This is a genomic window from Variovorax sp. PMC12 (assembly GCF_003019815.1).
Taxonomy (GTDB): Bacteria; Pseudomonadota; Gammaproteobacteria; order Burkholderiales; family Burkholderiaceae_C; genus Variovorax.
The window spans coordinates 5625149-5640985 of the sequence record NZ_CP027773.1; the positions used below are offsets into that span (position 1 = coordinate 5625149).

Here is a 15837-nt window from a genome sequence, read left to right on the forward strand (position 1 = left end):
CTTCCCCGGAATGCGGCAGAACAATTCCGGGCATGAACGCCCCACACAACGCGACCGCGCTCAAGCGGCCCGGCTACCAGCTTTCCGACAACCTCTGGGCCCCTTCGGGCTCGGTCTTCATCACCGGCACCCAGGCGCTGATTCGCGTGCTGGTCATGCAGGGCTGGCGCGACGCGGCGCGCGGCCTGCACACCCAAGGCTTCGTCAGCGGCTACCGCGGCTCGCCGCTGGGCATGGTCGACCAGGCCATCTGGAAGGCGGGCGAACGCTTCAGGCAGACCGGCATCCGCTTCGTGCCGGCGGTGAACGAAGAGCTTGCGGCCACCCAGGTGCTGGGCACGCAGCGTGTCGAGTCCGACCCCGAGCGCACCGTCGACGGCGTGTTCGCCATGTGGTACGGCAAGGGCCCGGGCGTGGACCGCGCGGGCGACGCGCTCAAGCACGGCAATGCGTACGGCTCGTCGCCGCACGGCGGCGTGCTGGTGGTGGCGGGGGATGACCACGGCTGCGTGTCGTCGTCGATGCCGCACCAGAGCGACCACGCCTTCATGGCCTGGCGCATGCCCGTCATGCAACCGTCCAGCGTGGCCGAATACCTGGAGTTCGGCCTGTACGGCTACGAGCTGTCGCGCTATTCGGGCGCGTGGGTCGGCATGGCGGCGCTGTCGGAAGTGGTCGAGAGCGCGGGCACGGTGGACCTGGACGAGGTCAACGCGCGCGTCGAGGCCTGGGAAGACGCCGACACCGTGCGCGCCGCCACCGGCCATAGCGCGCCGGCGGACGGCCTGCACTACCGCTGGCCCGACCTGCCTTCGCTGCGCATCGAATCGCGGCTCGAAGACAAGCTCGCGGCCGTGGCTGCTTTCTCCAGGCGCAACAGCATCGACCGCGACGTGATCGTGAGCGAGCACGCCAGGTTGGGCATCGTCACCTGCGGCAAGGCGCACCACGACCTGATGGAAGTGCTGCGCCGGCTCGAGCTCTCGCCGGAGCAGCTGGCCCGCGCCGGCGTGCGGCTCTACAAGATCGGCCTGAGCTTCCCGGTCGAGCAGACGCGCATCAAGGCCTTTGCGAAGGGGCTCGAAGAGATTCTCATCGTCGAGGAGAAGGGCGCCGTCGTCGAGACGCAGCTGCGCGACATCTTCTACAACGCACCGCCCGATGCGCGGCCCGTGCTCGTGGGAAAGCACGACCGCGAGGGGCAGCCGCTGGTGTCGGCGCTGGGCGAGCTGCGGCCGTCGCGGCTCATCGAGCTGGTGGCGCACTGGCTGGCGGTGCACTTTCCCGACAACCGCGACCTGGGCGACCACCTGCAGCATGTGCGCGACTTCACGCCGCCCGAGCTGCTCGGCAACGCGAGCGATGCCGTGAAGCGCCTGCCTTACTTCTGCGCGGGCTGCCCGCACAACACCAGCACCAAGGTGCCCGAAGGCTCCACCGCGCGCGCGGGCATCGGCTGCCACTTCATGGCCAACTGGATGGACCGCAGCACGGCGGGGCTGATACAGATGGGCGGGGAGGGCGTCGACTGGATCTCGCACGCCATGTTCACGAAGACGCCGCATGTGTTCCAGAACCTGGGCGACGGCACCTACTACCACTCGGGCTACCTCGCCATCCGGCAGGCCGTGGCGGCCAAGGCCACGCTGACCTACAAGATCCTGTTCAACGACGCGGTCGCGATGACGGGCGGCCAGCCGGTGGACGGCGTCATCAGCGTGGACGCCATCGCACGGCAGGTGGAATCGGAGGGCGTGAGCAAGGTCGTGGTGGTGAGCGACGCGATCGGCAAGTACGACGACATCAAAGGCCGTTTTCCGCAAGGCACCGAGTTCCACGACCGCGCCGCGCTCGACGACGTGCAGCGTCGCCTGCGGGAAATCAAGGGCGTGACGGTGCTCATCTACGAACAGACCTGCGCCGCCGAGAAGCGCCGCCGCCGCAAGAAGGGCGAGCTGGCCGATCCGCCCAAGCGCCTGTTCATCAACGAGGCGGTGTGCGAAGGCTGCGGCGACTGCACCGTGCAGAGCAACTGCGTGGCCGTGCTGCCGCACGAAACCCCGATGGGCCGCAAGCGCAAGATCGACCAGACCAGCTGCAACAAGGACTATTCCTGCGCCAAGGGCTTCTGCCCCAGCTTCGTGGGCGTCACCGGCGGCAAGCTGCGCCGCAAGAGCGGTGCGCTGGCGGCGGGGCGCGATGCGTTCCTGCATCGCGTGGCCGCCTTGCCGCATCCGGCCGCACACGCATGGAGCGCGCCCTACGACCTGCTCGTGACCGGCGTGGGCGGCACCGGCGTGGTGACGGTCGGCGCGGTGATTGCGATGGCCGCGCACCTGGAAGGCAAGGCCGCCAGCGTGCTCGACTTCATGGGCTTCGCGCAGAAGGGCGGCTCGGTGCTGAGCTTCGTGCGGCTCGCGGATTCGCGCGAGCGGCTGCACCAGGTGCGCATCGACACGCAGCAGGCCGATGCCATCCTGGCCTGCGACGTGGTGGTGGGTGCATCGGCCGATGCGCTGCAGACCGTGCGTCACGGCCGCACCCGGGTGCTCGCGAACATCCACGAGATTCCGGTGGCCGAGTCGCTGCGCAACCCGGACGCCGACCTGCACGTGGACCTGCTGCTGGAGAAGATGCGCTTCGTGGCCGGCGAAGAGCAGGTCGAGACCTTCGATGCGCAGAGCCTGGCGGAAGAGTTCCTGGGCGACACGCTGGCGGCGAACATCGTGGCGACCGGCTACGCATGGCAGCGCGGGCTGGTGCCGCTGAGCCTGGAGGCGCTGATGCATGCGATCGAGCTCAACGGCGTGGCCGTGGCCGCGAACCAGTCGGCGTTTTCGCTGGGTCGGCTGGCGGCGGGAGACCCCGCGGCGCTCGACCAGCTGCGCGCCGCGCCCGCCGCCGATGCGCAGTCGTCGCAGGCCGATGAGCTTCCGCTCGACATGCTCATCGCCGACGCGCGCCGCCATCTGACCGGCTACCAGAACGCCGCATGGGCGGATCGCTTCGAAACGCGCGTCCGCGGCCTGCAGGCGCGCGAGGCCGCATTGCAGGGCGGTGATGCAAGCCTGCCATTCACGCGCAATGCCGCGCGCAGCCTGCTGAAGCTCATGAGCTACAAGGACGAATACGAGGTGGCGCGGCTCTACACCGACGGCGCTTTTCTCAAGAAGCTTTCGGAGCAGTTCGAAGGCGAGCTGAAGCTCGAATTCCACATGGCACCGCCCGTGGTGGCGCGCGGCACGCACGGCCGTGCGCCTGCCAAGATCCGCATCGGCAGCTGGATGCTGCCCGCGATGCGGTGGCTTGCGCATGGCAAGCGGCTGCGCGGCACCGCGTTCGACCCCTTCGGCCGCACCGGGGAGCGGCGCATGGAGCGCGAGCTGATCGCGCACTTCGACGGGCTCTTCGATGCGATGGCCAATGAGCTGTCAACCGACAACCAGTCGCTGGCCGCGCGCATCGCCGCGCTGCCGATGTCGATTCGCGGCTTCGGGCATGTCAAGCTCGCGAACCTGGAAGCGGCAAAGCTGCGGGAGGCGGAGTTGCTGCATCGCTTTGCGCCGTCGCGCTATGCGAAGCCGGCGTCCGCATCGGGTGCCGGGCAGATCCGTGGCATTGCGATCGTGGCCGGCGCGCGCTGACCGTCGCCGTTCAGCCGACCGCCTTGATGAGCTTGTCGCGGCCTGCCTTGGCGAGCATGGATGCGACCGCGCAAGATGCGAGCCGGGCCGGCTCCGAATCGGCCCGGCTCGTGAGGATCACCGGCACCTTGGTTCCCAGCACGATGCCCGCCGCATAGGCGCCGCCAAGAAAGGTCAGGCTCTTCGCGAGCATGTTGCCGGCATCGAGGTCGGGCACGATCAGCACGTTGGCACGGCCCGCCACCGGCGAGTTGATGCCCTTGATGCGCGCGGCCTCGGCGTCGATGGCGTTGTCCATGGCCAGCGGACCGTCGAGCACCGCGCCGGTGATCTGGCCCCGGTCGGCCATCTTGCACAGCACGGCGGCATCGAGCGTCGACGGTACCTTCGCGTTGACCGTTTCCGTGGCCGACAGTATTGCCACGCGCACCGCGGGCATCTGCAGCGCGTGCGCAAGATCGATCGCGTTCTGCACGATGTCGACTTTCTCTTCGAGCGTGGGCGCGATGTTGATGGCCGCGTCAGAAATGATCAGCGGTTGCCCATGGCCCGGCACGTCCATCACGAAGCAATGGCTGATGCGGCGCGAGGTGCGCAGTCCGCCTTCGCGGCGCACCACCGCGCCCATCAGTTCGTCGGTGTGCAGGCTGCCCTTCATCAATGCATCGACCTCGCCGCGAAGAGCCATCGCGACCGCTGCGTCGGCCGCGGCATGGCTGTGCGGCGCATCGACGATGGGGGTGTTCGAGAGATCGATGCCGACCTCGCGCGCCGCTGCTTCTATCTTTGCGCGCGGCCCGACCAGCGTCGGCGCGATCAGGCCCAAGGCTGCTGATGAGAAGGCCGCTTCGAGCGACACGGCATTGGCCGGATGAACCACGGCCACGCGCAACGGCGGCAGGCTGCGTGCAGCGGAGATCAGGCGGTCGTAGTGCGGATGTGCTGCAAGGGGCGAAGACGCCATGCGGGCTCCTGGAGGTGAAGGGGAGAATGCGTTGCCGCAACGGTACTTGAAAAAAACTGCCCGAAGATGCCGACTGTTGCGTAAAGAATATCTGCACATGAAGCCCCATGTCCAACCGAACAAGATCGTCGTGCTGTCCGGCTCCGGCGTGAGCGCCGAGAGCGGCCTGCCCACATTCCGCGATGCCAAGGGCTTGTGGAACACCTACGCCTGGCAGGAACTCGCAAGCCCTGAAGGCTGGCGAAAGCACCCCGAGGCGGTGCTTGCCTTCTACAACGAGCGGCGCGCGAAAGCCTGGCAGGCGCAGCCGAATGCGGCGCACCTTGCCATCGCATCGCTCGAGTCGGCATACGAAGTCGTGATCGTCACGCAGAACGTCGATGCACTACACGAGCGCGCGGGCTCGCGCAACGTGCTGCACCTGCACGGCCAACTCGCGTATGCGCGCGGCACGTCGGAGCCGGAACCCAGGCGCTACCGCGTGGACGGCGAACCCATCGCCATGGGCCAGTTGTGCGAAGACGGCACTCAGCTGCGGCCCGACATCGTGTGGTTCGGCGAAGCGGTGCAGCACTTCGAGGAAGCGGAAATGCATGTGGCTACCGCGGCGCGCGTGCTGGTGGTGGGCACGTCGCTCACCGTCAACCCGGCGGCGTCGTTGGTGCGGTATGCGGATCGCTCTGCGCAGAAGGTGCTGGTTGCGCTCGACATGGAAGACGTCCCGTACGGATTCACCTTCCTGCAAGGCAGGGCCACCGATGTGGTGCCCACGCTTGCCGCAAAGTGGTTGAGCGAAGCGCACGGAGCCCCGTAGCCGTCACTGGGCGGGCACCGTACCCGTTGTGAGTCATTCAGCTGGTGCCTGTAATTCTTTTTGCGCATGCCGTTTGGCACTGGCCTGCGGTGGGTGCCTGGCTTAAGGTACGGACGGATTCGATGCGCCGACGTCGCTGTGTCACCAGCGCTGGCGTCATCCGGTTGTGATTCGCTGCCGTCCTGCTGCAAGGGCAGGGCGGCTGGTTCCACGGTGCCCTGCATGGGCACGCAATTTCTGAGGGAGTTGATCTCATGGCAGTAGACATGTTCATGCGCGTCGAAGGCGCGAACGGCGAATCCAAGGATTCGAACCACAAGGAGTGGAGCGACATCAAGTCGTTTGCGTGGGGCGCAACGCAGCCCGGAAACATGGTCAGCGGCGGTGGCGGCGGGGTTGGCAAGGCCAGCTTCAACGACCTGCAGGTGCTCGCGCGCATCGACAAGGCGGCACCGTCGGTGCTGAAGAACTGCGCCAGCGGCAAGCACCTGAGCAAGGTCGAGGTGTCGGTGTGCAAGGCCGGCGGCTCGCAGATCGAATACACGCGCATCACGCTCGAAGAAGTGCTGGTCACGTCGGTGCAGTACACGGCCGAGCAGGGTTCGGACGCGGTGTTCGTGCAGTACGCCTTCCAGGCCGCGAAGGTGAAGCAGCAGTACTGGGAACAGACCGACAAGGGCGGCAAGGGCGCCGAGACGGTGCTGGGCTGGAACATCAAGGAAAACAAGGAAGCTTGAGTTCCCTTTGCCGGGTGCGTTGACCAGGGAGCCTTCCACGAATGACCCGCAGCTTCATCGCCCACAGCGCGCTGGGCGAGCGCCTGAAGTTCCGCTCGATGACGGGACAGGAGCGCATTTCCGCACTGTTCGAGCATCGCGTGCGGCTCATCAGCGACATGCCCAACATCCAGCCCAAGCGCATGCTGGGCGAGGACATGAGCATCGAGGTGAACCTTGCCACCGAGCTTGGCGGCGCCGGCAAGCGCTTCCTGAGCGGGCAGGTCACGCGCTTTGCCTACGTGGGCAAGGACGACGGCGACATGTCCGTGTACGAGGCCACGCTGCGCCCGTGGCTGTGGTACGCCACGCGCCGCTCCGACTTCAAGATCTTCCAGTTCAAGACGGCGCCGCAGATATTGCAGGAGGTGCTTGCGCCCTACGGCTTTGCCATCGACGCGCGCCTGAGCGGCAACTACCGCACCTGGGACTACTGCGTGCAGTACGCCGAGAGCGACTTCAACTTCGTCAGCCGGCTGATGGAGCAGGAGGGCATCTACTACTTCTTCTCGCACGCGCAGGGCAGCCACCAGCTGGTGCTGTGCGACGGCCCTGATTCGCACACGCCGCTGCCCAACGGCCCGGTGAAGGTGCCCTACCACGCGGGCGTGCTGGCCGCGCAGATCCTCGAGCAGGACTTCATCGACAGCTGGAGCCATTCGGAAGACATCGCGTCGGGCAACTTCGCGGCCGACGACTACGACTTCAGGAAGCCCAACGCCGAGATCGACACCGTGCGCCAGCAGCCGGCCGGCCACAGCCGCGATAACTTCGAGATCTACGACTGGCCCGGCGGCTACACCGAGCTTGGCGACGGCGAGAACTACGCGCGCCTGCGGCTGGAGCAGCTCGCCGGGCGCCGCGAACTGGTGAGCGCTGAAGGCAACCTGCGCCACATGGCGCCGGGCTACCTGTTCGAACTGGCGCGCCACCCCAACGCCGAAGACAACCGCCGCTACCTGATCGAAGCCGTGAGCTACGACTTCCAGGAGAACGCGCTGCGCGTGGTGGGCGCGGCGGACGCGGCCTACAGCGAATCGACCAGCAGCACCAGCTACCGCCAGACCTTCGAGGTGCTGCCCGACAGCGCGCCCTACCGGCCCGAGCGCGTCACGCCCAGGCCGCGCACCACCGGGCCCCAGACCGCGGTGGTGGTCGGCCCGGCGGGCGAAGAGATCCACACCGACGAATACGGCCGCATCAAGGTGCAGTTCCACTGGGACCGCTATGGCCGGCGCGACGAGAACTCCTCATGCTGGATCCGCGTGTCGCAGACCTGGGCCGGCAGCAACTACGGCGCCATGCACATACCGCGCATCGGGCAGGAGGTGATCGTCGACTTCCTCAACGGCGACCCCGACTACCCGATCGTCACCGGCTGCGTCTACAACGCCGCGCAGATGCCGCCCTGGGAGCTGCCGCGCCACAAGACCCAGACCGGCTTCCAGACGAACTGGAGCAAGGGCGGCGGCGGCAAGCACATGCTGCGCTTCGAGGACAGCCGCGGCACCGAGCACATCGAGCTATCCACCGACCACGGCAACACCCACCTGCACATGGGCTACCTGATGAACCAGGGCAGCGGCGTGCAGCGCAGCTACGGCTTCGAGCTGCGCACCAACGAGTGGGGTTCCATCCGCGCGGACAAGGGCCTGCTGCTGACCACCTACACGCAGGACTACGCGCAGCGCGCCTCGCGCGACAACCCCGACGGCCACGAGCACATGGGCGCCACGCTGGCGCAGAGCAACGCGCTGATGCAGGCGTCGGGCCAGGCTGTTGCGGCCACCAAGGCGCTGGTGGGCGCGATGGCGCAGGGCAAGAACCAGACGCTGATGGGGCTGGTGCAGGGCGTGCAGGCCGCGGGCGGCGTTTCGCAGGCCGTGGCGGCGCTGGCCGCGGGCGGCACCCCGGAGGCGGGCGTTTCCGACAACCCCGACCCGGCCATGGCCGACGCGCAGCAGATGCTCGACCTCTCGCGCAAGATCGACAAGCCCGTGGTGTCCATCGTCAGCCCCGAGGGGCAGACCATGATCAGCCCCAAGCCGATCGTGGTGAGCTCGGGGCAGAGCGTGTCGGTGCGCGCCACCTCGGCCATGACGCTGACCACCGGCGCGCAGCTCACGCAGCTGGTCACGGGCGGCATGCTCACGCAGGTGAGCGAGGGCGGGCAGGTCAACGTGGTGTCGGGCGGCGACATCGTCTCGCACGCCAGCGCCGGCGCCGTCAACCTGGTGTCGAAGACCGACGCCTCCATCACCTCGACCGACAGCAACGCCAACATCACCGGCCGCAAGTCGGTGGTGATCCAGGCGGCCGACCAGGACGTGTTCGTGACCGGCAAGACCAGCATCTCGCTGATCTGCGGCAAGTCGTCCATCGTGCTGCTTGCGGACGGCACGGTGAAAATCAACGGCGTGAAGGGCCTCGTCAACTTCACGGGCGAACTCGACCAGCGCGGCAGCAAGATCTTCCTGAACTGCGATGCGCCCATCGGCAGCGAGCCTGAAGAAGCGGTGGTGGAAGACGGCGTGCCCGTGGCGCCCGCGGCCGCCGCCACGTCGGCCGAGGCATCGGAGCATGCCGTGCCCGCGGCCGCGCCGCCGGGCTATGTCACCACCGGGCTCGGCAAGGGCGTCGACGCCATCGCGGCGCGCTCGCCCACGCTGCAACGGCAGGTCAAGTTCCTGCAGGGCCAGGGCTGGAAGATCGGCTACGGCGCAGCGGGCGGAGGCACATATGCCGACACCAACCCCGCCGTGAAGAAGATCGTGATCGACGGCAACTACGCGAGCGACCCGTACAAGACTGCCGCGTCGCTGTCGCACGAGGTCGGGCACGCGGTGTATTCGTACCGCTTCAAGCCCGACATGTCCTCGAAGACCGCGTTCGTCAACAGCATGCTCGGCTCCGAGGGCGAGGCCGCGCTCAACCAGATCCAGGTGCAGCGCGAAGTGTGGCGCGCGGCCAAGGTCGACATCCTCAAGGGCGCGAACCCCGCGAACGTGGAAGCCTTCAACGATGCCTACAACAGCATGGTGAAGGGCGGCACCCGGGAGGCCGCCAGGGCCGCCGCCGGCAAGTACTACGGCACGCTCACCACGTCGACCACCGGCGAGCAGTACACGCAGTATTACGGCAACTCCTACGACAAGAAATATGCCGGGAAGCACTGAACCCATGAACCCGCAAGCCACCGCCATGACGCTCTGGCAGGCCATCGATGCGCTGGCGGCGCAGCTGCCGTTCTCCATGCAGAAGGTGGGCCGCACGCTGTCGACCACCCTGAGCGACACGCATGCCGAAGGCGGCACCGTGTTCCAGTTCTTCGAAGGCACGCCGGTGCGCCTTGTGGATGGCGCCGAGCTTGCGCGCATCGACCTGCGCATCAAGCGCGAAGGCGCGCATCCCGGCTTCCTGGTGCTGGAGCTCAAAGGCCGCTGCGTGCCCTTGGCCGAAGTGCGCCAGCACTACCCCGCGCTGGAGATCACCGGCGTGCCGCGCGGCCGTTCGCTCGATGAATCGACCAGCCACACGGCCACGCGCGGCTGGGGCCGGTTGTCGTTCGGCTTCACCGAGCGCAACCCCGATTGCCTGGCCTTCGTGGCCTTCGACCCCACGTAGAACACCCGCAAGAAAGCAGCCTGATGAAGTACCACATCCAGGAAGGCCGGTTCGACGTGCCCGACGACGGGCGCATCGACCGCACGATGAACGTACTGGCCATGCCCGACGGCTCGGGCACCACGCTCATCGTGAGCCGCGACGCGCTGCGCGAGCAGGAGAGCCTGGCGCAGTTCGTGACGCGGCAGATGAACGACCTGACGCGCCAGGTGAGCCAGCTGAAGGAGGTGTCGCGCACCGACATTTCCGTGGGCCCGGCCATCGCGAGCCTGCGGGCCATCGAGCTCGCCACGCAGTTCAGGCAGAACGGGCAGGCGCTGCACCAGCGCCAGGCCGTGTTCGTGCTGCCGCAGGACCCGGCGGGCAAGGCCGTGCTCATTCTCACGGCCAGCAGCCCCGTGCCCTTCGATGCCGATGCGCTCGCGCTGTGGCGGCGCACGCTCGAGAGTTTTCAGCCCAGGGCCTGACATCTCCATGAAGGCCACGAAGACCCATGGCCGGTAAACCCGCCGCCCGGCTGCACGACCCCATTGCTCACACCAATGCGCACGCGCGCTTCTGGGCCAAGTTCGCGGGCGGGCTGATCGGCGGCATTGCGGTGGGCTTTGCCGCGGGCCTGGCGGCGGCCGCCGTGGTCGGCACCGGGGGGCTTGCGGGGCCGCTGGTGGCGGGCGCCGTGGTGGTGGGCGCGCGCATGGCCGGCGGCTACCTCGGCGCGAGCCTGGGCGAGTCGATCGCCGATGCGCTGGTGCCCGAGACCCTCACCGTGACCGGCATGATCACCAGCGGATCGTCTGACGTGTTCATCGACAGCAAGGCCATGGGCGCCGCGCGCGCCTCGCCAGAGATGCCGATGGACACCGTGAGCTGCAAGAACGACTCGCCGCAGATCCTTCTTGCCGAGGGCGCGGAGACCGTGTTCGTCAACATGGGCGTCGCTTCTCGCAAGGACGACCACACCGAATGCGGCGCCAAGGTGAGCGAAGGCTCGCCCACCGTCTTCATCGGCGGGCCGACCGCGCGCGTGCGCGAGGTGGCCGATGAGGTGCCGCTCATCTCGAAGGTGCTGGTGACCGTGTTCAACCTGGTCATGATCTACCGCGGCCTGCGCTGCCTGCCCAAGCTCGCGCGCCAGGGCAAGAACGCGCTGCCTTGCCTGATCGAAGGCGCGGTGGGGCTGGGCATGGGCATCCACGGCATGGTCAGCTCCTTTGGCAACCCGGTGCATGCGGCGACGGGCGGCAAGTTCCTGGGTGGGGAGAGCGAGCTCGACTTCACGCTGCCCGGGCCGCTGCCCATTGCCTGGCAGCGCTTCTACGGCAGCCACGACCTTCGCCGCGACGGCGCGCTGGGGCAGGGTTGGAGCCTGCCCTATGCAATGGAGCTGCGCCTGGGCAGCGATGACCAAGGCCAGCCCATCGTCACGCTCATCGACGAGCAGGGCCGCCCGATGGTGCTGCCCGACATCGAGCCCGGCACCCGCCAGTACAGCCTGCGCGACGGCCTGGACCTGTGCCGCACCGAAGGCGGCCACTACTTCATTCACGTGCCGGGCGGCCTGTTCTTCATGTTCGAGCCGCCGGCCGAAGGCGGGCCGCACGCGCAGACGCTGAAGCTCGCGCGACTCGAAGACCGCAACGGCAACTTCATCGACCTGCGCCACGACGCGCTGGGCCGGCTCGCGGCGCTGACCGACAGCACCGGGCGCCTGCTGGCGCTCGACTACCCGGGCGAGAGCCGCCGGCTGGCCGCGGTGCGCCTGGCCGCCGGCGCACCCGGCGAACTGCCGGGCGTGCTGGTCGCCTACCGCCACGATGCCGAAGGCCGCCTGCTCGACGTGACCGATCGCAACGGCGCGGTGGTACGCCGCTTCGGCTACGACGCCCAGGGCCTCATGAGCTTCCACGCCGACGCTGCGGGGCTGGAGTGCCACTACGAGTGGCGCGGCTCGGCCGGCGACGCACACGTGGCCCGCCACTGGACCAACGACGGCGAGAGCTACACCGTGCGCCGCATGCCCCCCGCCGCCGACGACGCACTGGCGCTGGGCGAGACACTGGTCGTCGACCAGCTCGGCCGCGAGTTCGCCTGGCACTGGAACGCCGACCATCAGGTCACCGACTACACCGACGCGGCCGGCCGCCAGTGGCATGCGGAGTACAACGACCTGCGCCAGCTCGTCGCCATCACCGAGCCCGGCGGTGCCACCACGCGCTGCACCTACGACCCCATGGGCTTCATGAGCAGCCGCACCGATGCGCTGGGCCGCACCCGGAGCACCGGCTGGACCGAGTTCGGCGAGCCATGGCGCGAGACCCTGCCGGACGGCAGCACATGGACCTACGCCTACAGCGACCAGGGCAACCTGGTGCGCGAGACCGACCCGCTGGGCCGCACCACCGAGTACGCCTACGACAGGCGGGGCCTGCCCATCGTCGTGACCGACGCCAAGGGCGGCACCAACCGCATGGCCTGGAACGAGTGCGCGCAGTTGCTCTCCCTGACCGACTGCTCCGGCAAGACCACGCGCTACGCCTACGACGGCTGGGGCCACCTGCAGAGCGTGACCGATGCCGCGGGCCAACGCACCCGGTTGACACACGACGCCATGGGGCGTCTGCTGTCGGTGTCGCTGCCCGACCAGAGCCACCAGTCGTTCCGCCGCGACGCAGCCGGCCGCATCGTGGCTGCCACCGATGCGCTGAGCCGCAGCACGCAGTTCGCATTCGGCCTGCGCGGCCAGCCGCTGGCGCGGCAGGACGCAGAGGGGCGCCGCATCGCGTGGCACTACGACAGCGCCCAGCGCCTGCAGTCACTCGTCAACGAGAACGGCCTGCACTTCGAGTTCGTGCGCGACGCCGCCAACCGCGTGGTGGAAGAGCGCCGCGTGGGCGGCACGCGCGTGCAGGTCGAATACGACGCCAACGGCTGGCCGGTGTGCATCACCCATGTGCCGGGCATCGGCGACGAAGACCTCGCGCTCCACGACGGCACCGCGCCACGGCCCGCCGCGAGCCGGCCCTTGCGCACCGAACTGCTGCGCGACGCCGTGGGCCGCCTCGTCGCAAAGCGCACCGGGAGCCACCACTACCGCTACAGCTACGACCAGCTCGACCGGCTGACCGAGGCGGTCAAGCTGGAGGCGCTGCAACCCGGCACCGGCGGCGAAGTGCGCGCGCTGCACCGCACCGTGTTCGCCTACGACAAGCTCGGCCGCCTCATCGAAGAGACCGCCATCGACGAGCTCACCGGCGAGACGCACACCCTGCGCCACGCGCACGACGAACTCGGCAACCGCACGCAGACCGTGCTGCCCGCCGTCGCGTCGCAGCCGGGCGTGCAGCGCGCGCTGAACTACCTGTACTACGGCTCGGGCCACCTGCACCAGGTCAACCTGTCGCAGCGGCACGGCGACGCACCCGAGGTGCACCAGCTCATCAGCGACATCGAGCGCGACGACCTGCACCGCGAAGTGGCGCGCAGCCAGGGCGCGCTGCACACCCGCTTCGCGCTCGACCCGCTGGGCCGGCGCGCCGCGTCGTGGTGCCGGGCCGGCGGGCTGGACGCGGCCTTCACCACCCAGGACCCGGGCTGGCGCCAGGCCATCGACAGCGCCGGCACCCCCGGCGCCCGCGTGCTCGACGGGCTGATGAAGGAATACAGCTACGACCCCGTGGGCGAACTGCGGCAGAGCCGGCATTCGCTGCAGGGCACCACAGCGCACAGATACGACGCCACCGGACGCATCGAGCAGACCGTGCACAGCGCGGCTGCCGCCAACAGCGAACGCTTCGCCTACGACCCCGCGGGCAACCTGCTCGACCCATCGTCTGGCGCGCCCGGCTACGTGCGCGACAACCTCGTGCGCGTGTTCGAGGACAAGCGCTACAGCTACGACGGCCATGGCCGGCTGGTGCGCAAGAAGGCGGGCAGGCACACAGAGCAGCGCTTCGAGTGGGACGAGGAAAGCCGCCTTGTGGCCGTGCACACCACCCGGCGCCCGGGCACGCCCGAAGCCACCACGCAGCTCACGCGCTTCGACTACGACGCGATGGGGCGTCGCGTGGCCAAGCACGACGCATTCGGCAGCACGCGGTTCATCTGGGAGGGGATGCGGCTGATAGAGGAGCGCAGGGGCTCGCAGGTGGTGAGCTACGTGTACGAGGCGGGCAGCCACGTGCCGGTGGCGCGGCTCGATGCGAAGGCCGAGCCCGCCTCGGCATCGACCACGGCGCAGGTCTTTCACTTTCACAACGACACCGCCGGCCTGCCGGAAGAACTGAGCAACAACGAAGGCCAGCTGTGCTGGCGCGCGAACTACAGGACATGGGGCGCGACCGTTACCGAGCAGTGGGAGGTTACGGCCCTGAATGGCCGCGCCGTTGCATCGACCGGCACGGTGCCCCAGGCCATCGAGCAGAACCTGCGCTTCCAGGGCCAGTACCTGGACCGGGACACGGGGCTGCACTACAACACCTTCCGGTTTTATGACCCGGACATTGGGCGGTTCATCAGCCCTGACCCGATCGGGCTTGCGGGCGGCGACAACCTGCATAGCTACTCGCCCAACCCCATCCGATGGATCGACCCGCTGGGTTGGATCTGCGGCGAGACGCTCGCACGGCCGGTCGGCTTCAACAGGGGCAGCCGCAACTTCACGCTGGAGCAGGGCAACGCCACCTCGGGCTGGAAGCACATCTACGACCGACACGTCGACCCGGCGCGGTTCCCCAACAAGTCAAAGTTCAACTCCAGCATGAGCCAGGGAGAGATTTCCTCGCTGCTGGGCAAGACGCTCAAGCACGGCAAGGAGTCGAGCTACGAGGGGAAGGCCGTGTTCGAGTCCCGGCTGAAGTACGACGGACAATACAAACGCTATCGCGCCACCGTCAACGAAGACGGAACCGTTCGAACCTTCCACCCGCTGGACTGACTATGCTGGACATCTACTACACAGACCCCTCCACAACGGACATGCCCGAAGACCCGGGCAGCCTGGAACTGGCGGGTTCCATCGAACTCGATGCGCACCGTTCGCTGGCCGTCTTGTTCGACAAGGGCAGCAAGGCCGGTGCAAGTTTCAAGTATTTCGAAGATTCCCTGTTGACGCCTGCACAGGTTGCAACGCTGCTGAAAATCTTCACTTCGAATGTGGGAGAACTCGGCGGCAACCGCCAGGCGCTTGCGGCGTTCGACGCGATGCGCGGCATCTTTGAAGGAGCGGTGAGCAAGGGCGCAGGGCTTGTGGCGTTCGGCGACTGAGCCTGTGGTCAGACCGAATGTTCCTTTGACCAAGTGGTGCTGCTTCCATCCAGCGTCACGGTTCATTTCCGCAAGGAGGAGGGCGACGTGCAGGTACTGACGAAGATCGCCGGTGCTCTGCTTTCTTCCGGCGCACTCGCGGACCACTACCGCTCGATGCTGCGGCGCTGAGCGATGGCCCCGGCTGTACGTACTCATGCTCGACAAGGGACTAGTAGATGGCACAGTGCCAGCCTGCTTCTTCGAGAGCCTGTAAGCCCATGACCGCAATTGCTCCCGGCAAACTATTGGCATATTGGGCAGCGCGGCCGACCGTGATGCCGATGCAGGAAGAACTGAGCCTGATCCGCGATATACGCGCACTGGACACTGCCGACATCGCGGAGGATCTTGCGTCGTTCGTCTCGCTCATCGAACTCGTCCAGCGATCGCATGCGAGCAACGGAATTTTCGAGATGACCGAGGCCGACGAAGTGCACACCGCCGGCTTCTTCCAGTGGCTCAAGAGCCTGGAAAGGACGCTTTGCGTGCCGTTGGCAATGCACGCTGATGGCCTTCAGCTAACCTGCGCGGAACTGCAGAAGCGGATGCCTCGATAGCAGCGAGTTCCGGGTGCGGGCAAATTGCGCGGATACGCATTGTTCGTGTGCCACGGTGTGCCCAATGCGGCACTTCCCTTCGTACATTTGTTGGTCGCCGCGCCTCACGGCGAGACATCGATGCACACCGCGCGATGTCGATGTGAGGCACAAA

At 67.7% G+C, this 15837-nt stretch carries 11 protein-coding genes; 10 read left to right on the forward strand and 1 reads right to left on the reverse strand.

Annotated elements, in window-relative coordinates; genetic code table 11:
- The first annotated feature begins 32 nt into the window (after nt 1-32).
- On the forward strand, nt 33-3644 hold the full coding sequence (locus C4F17_RS26355; protein WP_106937209.1) for an indolepyruvate ferredoxin oxidoreductase family protein: 3612 nt from the start codon (nt 33-35) through the stop codon (nt 3642-3644).
- A gap of 10 nt (nt 3645-3654) precedes the next feature.
- Here C4F17_RS26355 and C4F17_RS26360 read toward each other — a convergent pair whose 3' ends face one another.
- A complete protein-coding gene (locus C4F17_RS26360) occupies nt 3655-4608 on the reverse strand; it encodes a phosphate acetyltransferase (RefSeq protein WP_081271249.1) in 954 nt (317 codons plus the stop codon).
- A gap of 97 nt (nt 4609-4705) precedes the next feature.
- Here C4F17_RS26360 and C4F17_RS26365 point away from each other — a divergent pair, with 97 nt between their 5' ends.
- The 9 genes from C4F17_RS26365 (at nt 4706) to C4F17_RS26400 (ending at nt 15683) form a co-directional block, all read left to right on the forward strand.
- Nucleotides 4706-5422, forward strand: coding sequence for an SIR2 family NAD-dependent protein deacylase (locus C4F17_RS26365; protein WP_106937210.1), 717 nt, complete (start codon nt 4706-4708; stop codon nt 5420-5422).
- A gap of 254 nt (nt 5423-5676) precedes the next feature.
- The gene (locus C4F17_RS26370; RefSeq protein ID WP_081271256.1) at nt 5677-6159 is read left to right on the forward strand and encodes an Hcp family type VI secretion system effector; all 483 of its coding nucleotides are present in this window, start codon (nt 5677-5679) and stop codon (nt 6157-6159) included.
- A gap of 41 nt (nt 6160-6200) precedes the next feature.
- A complete protein-coding gene (locus tag C4F17_RS26375) occupies nt 6201-9374 on the forward strand; it encodes a type VI secretion system Vgr family protein (protein WP_106937211.1) in 3174 nt (1057 codons plus the stop codon).
- Nucleotides 9375-9378: 4 nt separating this feature from the next.
- The gene (locus tag C4F17_RS26380) at nt 9379-9822 is read left to right on the forward strand and encodes a hypothetical protein (protein ID WP_106937212.1); all 444 of its coding nucleotides are present in this window, start codon (nt 9379-9381) and stop codon (nt 9820-9822) included.
- A gap of 23 nt (nt 9823-9845) precedes the next feature.
- Nucleotides 9846-10289 (forward strand): DcrB-related protein, encoded by a 444-nt coding sequence (locus C4F17_RS26385; protein ID WP_106937213.1) that lies wholly within the window; start codon nt 9846-9848, stop codon nt 10287-10289.
- A 26-nt stretch (nt 10290-10315) separates the two neighbouring features.
- Nucleotides 10316-14755, forward strand: a complete 4440-nt coding sequence (locus C4F17_RS26390; protein ID WP_106937214.1) for an RHS repeat-associated core domain-containing protein — start codon at nt 10316-10318, stop codon at nt 14753-14755.
- A gap of 2 nt (nt 14756-14757) precedes the next feature.
- Complete coding sequence (locus C4F17_RS26395) at nt 14758-15084, forward strand: hypothetical protein (protein ID WP_106937215.1); 327 nt, start codon at nt 14758-14760, stop codon at nt 15082-15084.
- A 36-nt stretch (nt 15085-15120) separates the two neighbouring features.
- The gene (locus C4F17_RS33665) at nt 15121-15255 is read left to right on the forward strand and encodes a hypothetical protein (protein WP_267898700.1); all 135 of its coding nucleotides are present in this window, start codon (nt 15121-15123) and stop codon (nt 15253-15255) included.
- Between the two features lie 89 nt (nt 15256-15344).
- Complete coding sequence (locus tag C4F17_RS26400; protein WP_159053725.1) at nt 15345-15683, forward strand: hypothetical protein; 339 nt, start codon at nt 15345-15347, stop codon at nt 15681-15683.
- The last annotated feature ends 154 nt before the right edge of the window (nt 15684-15837 follow it).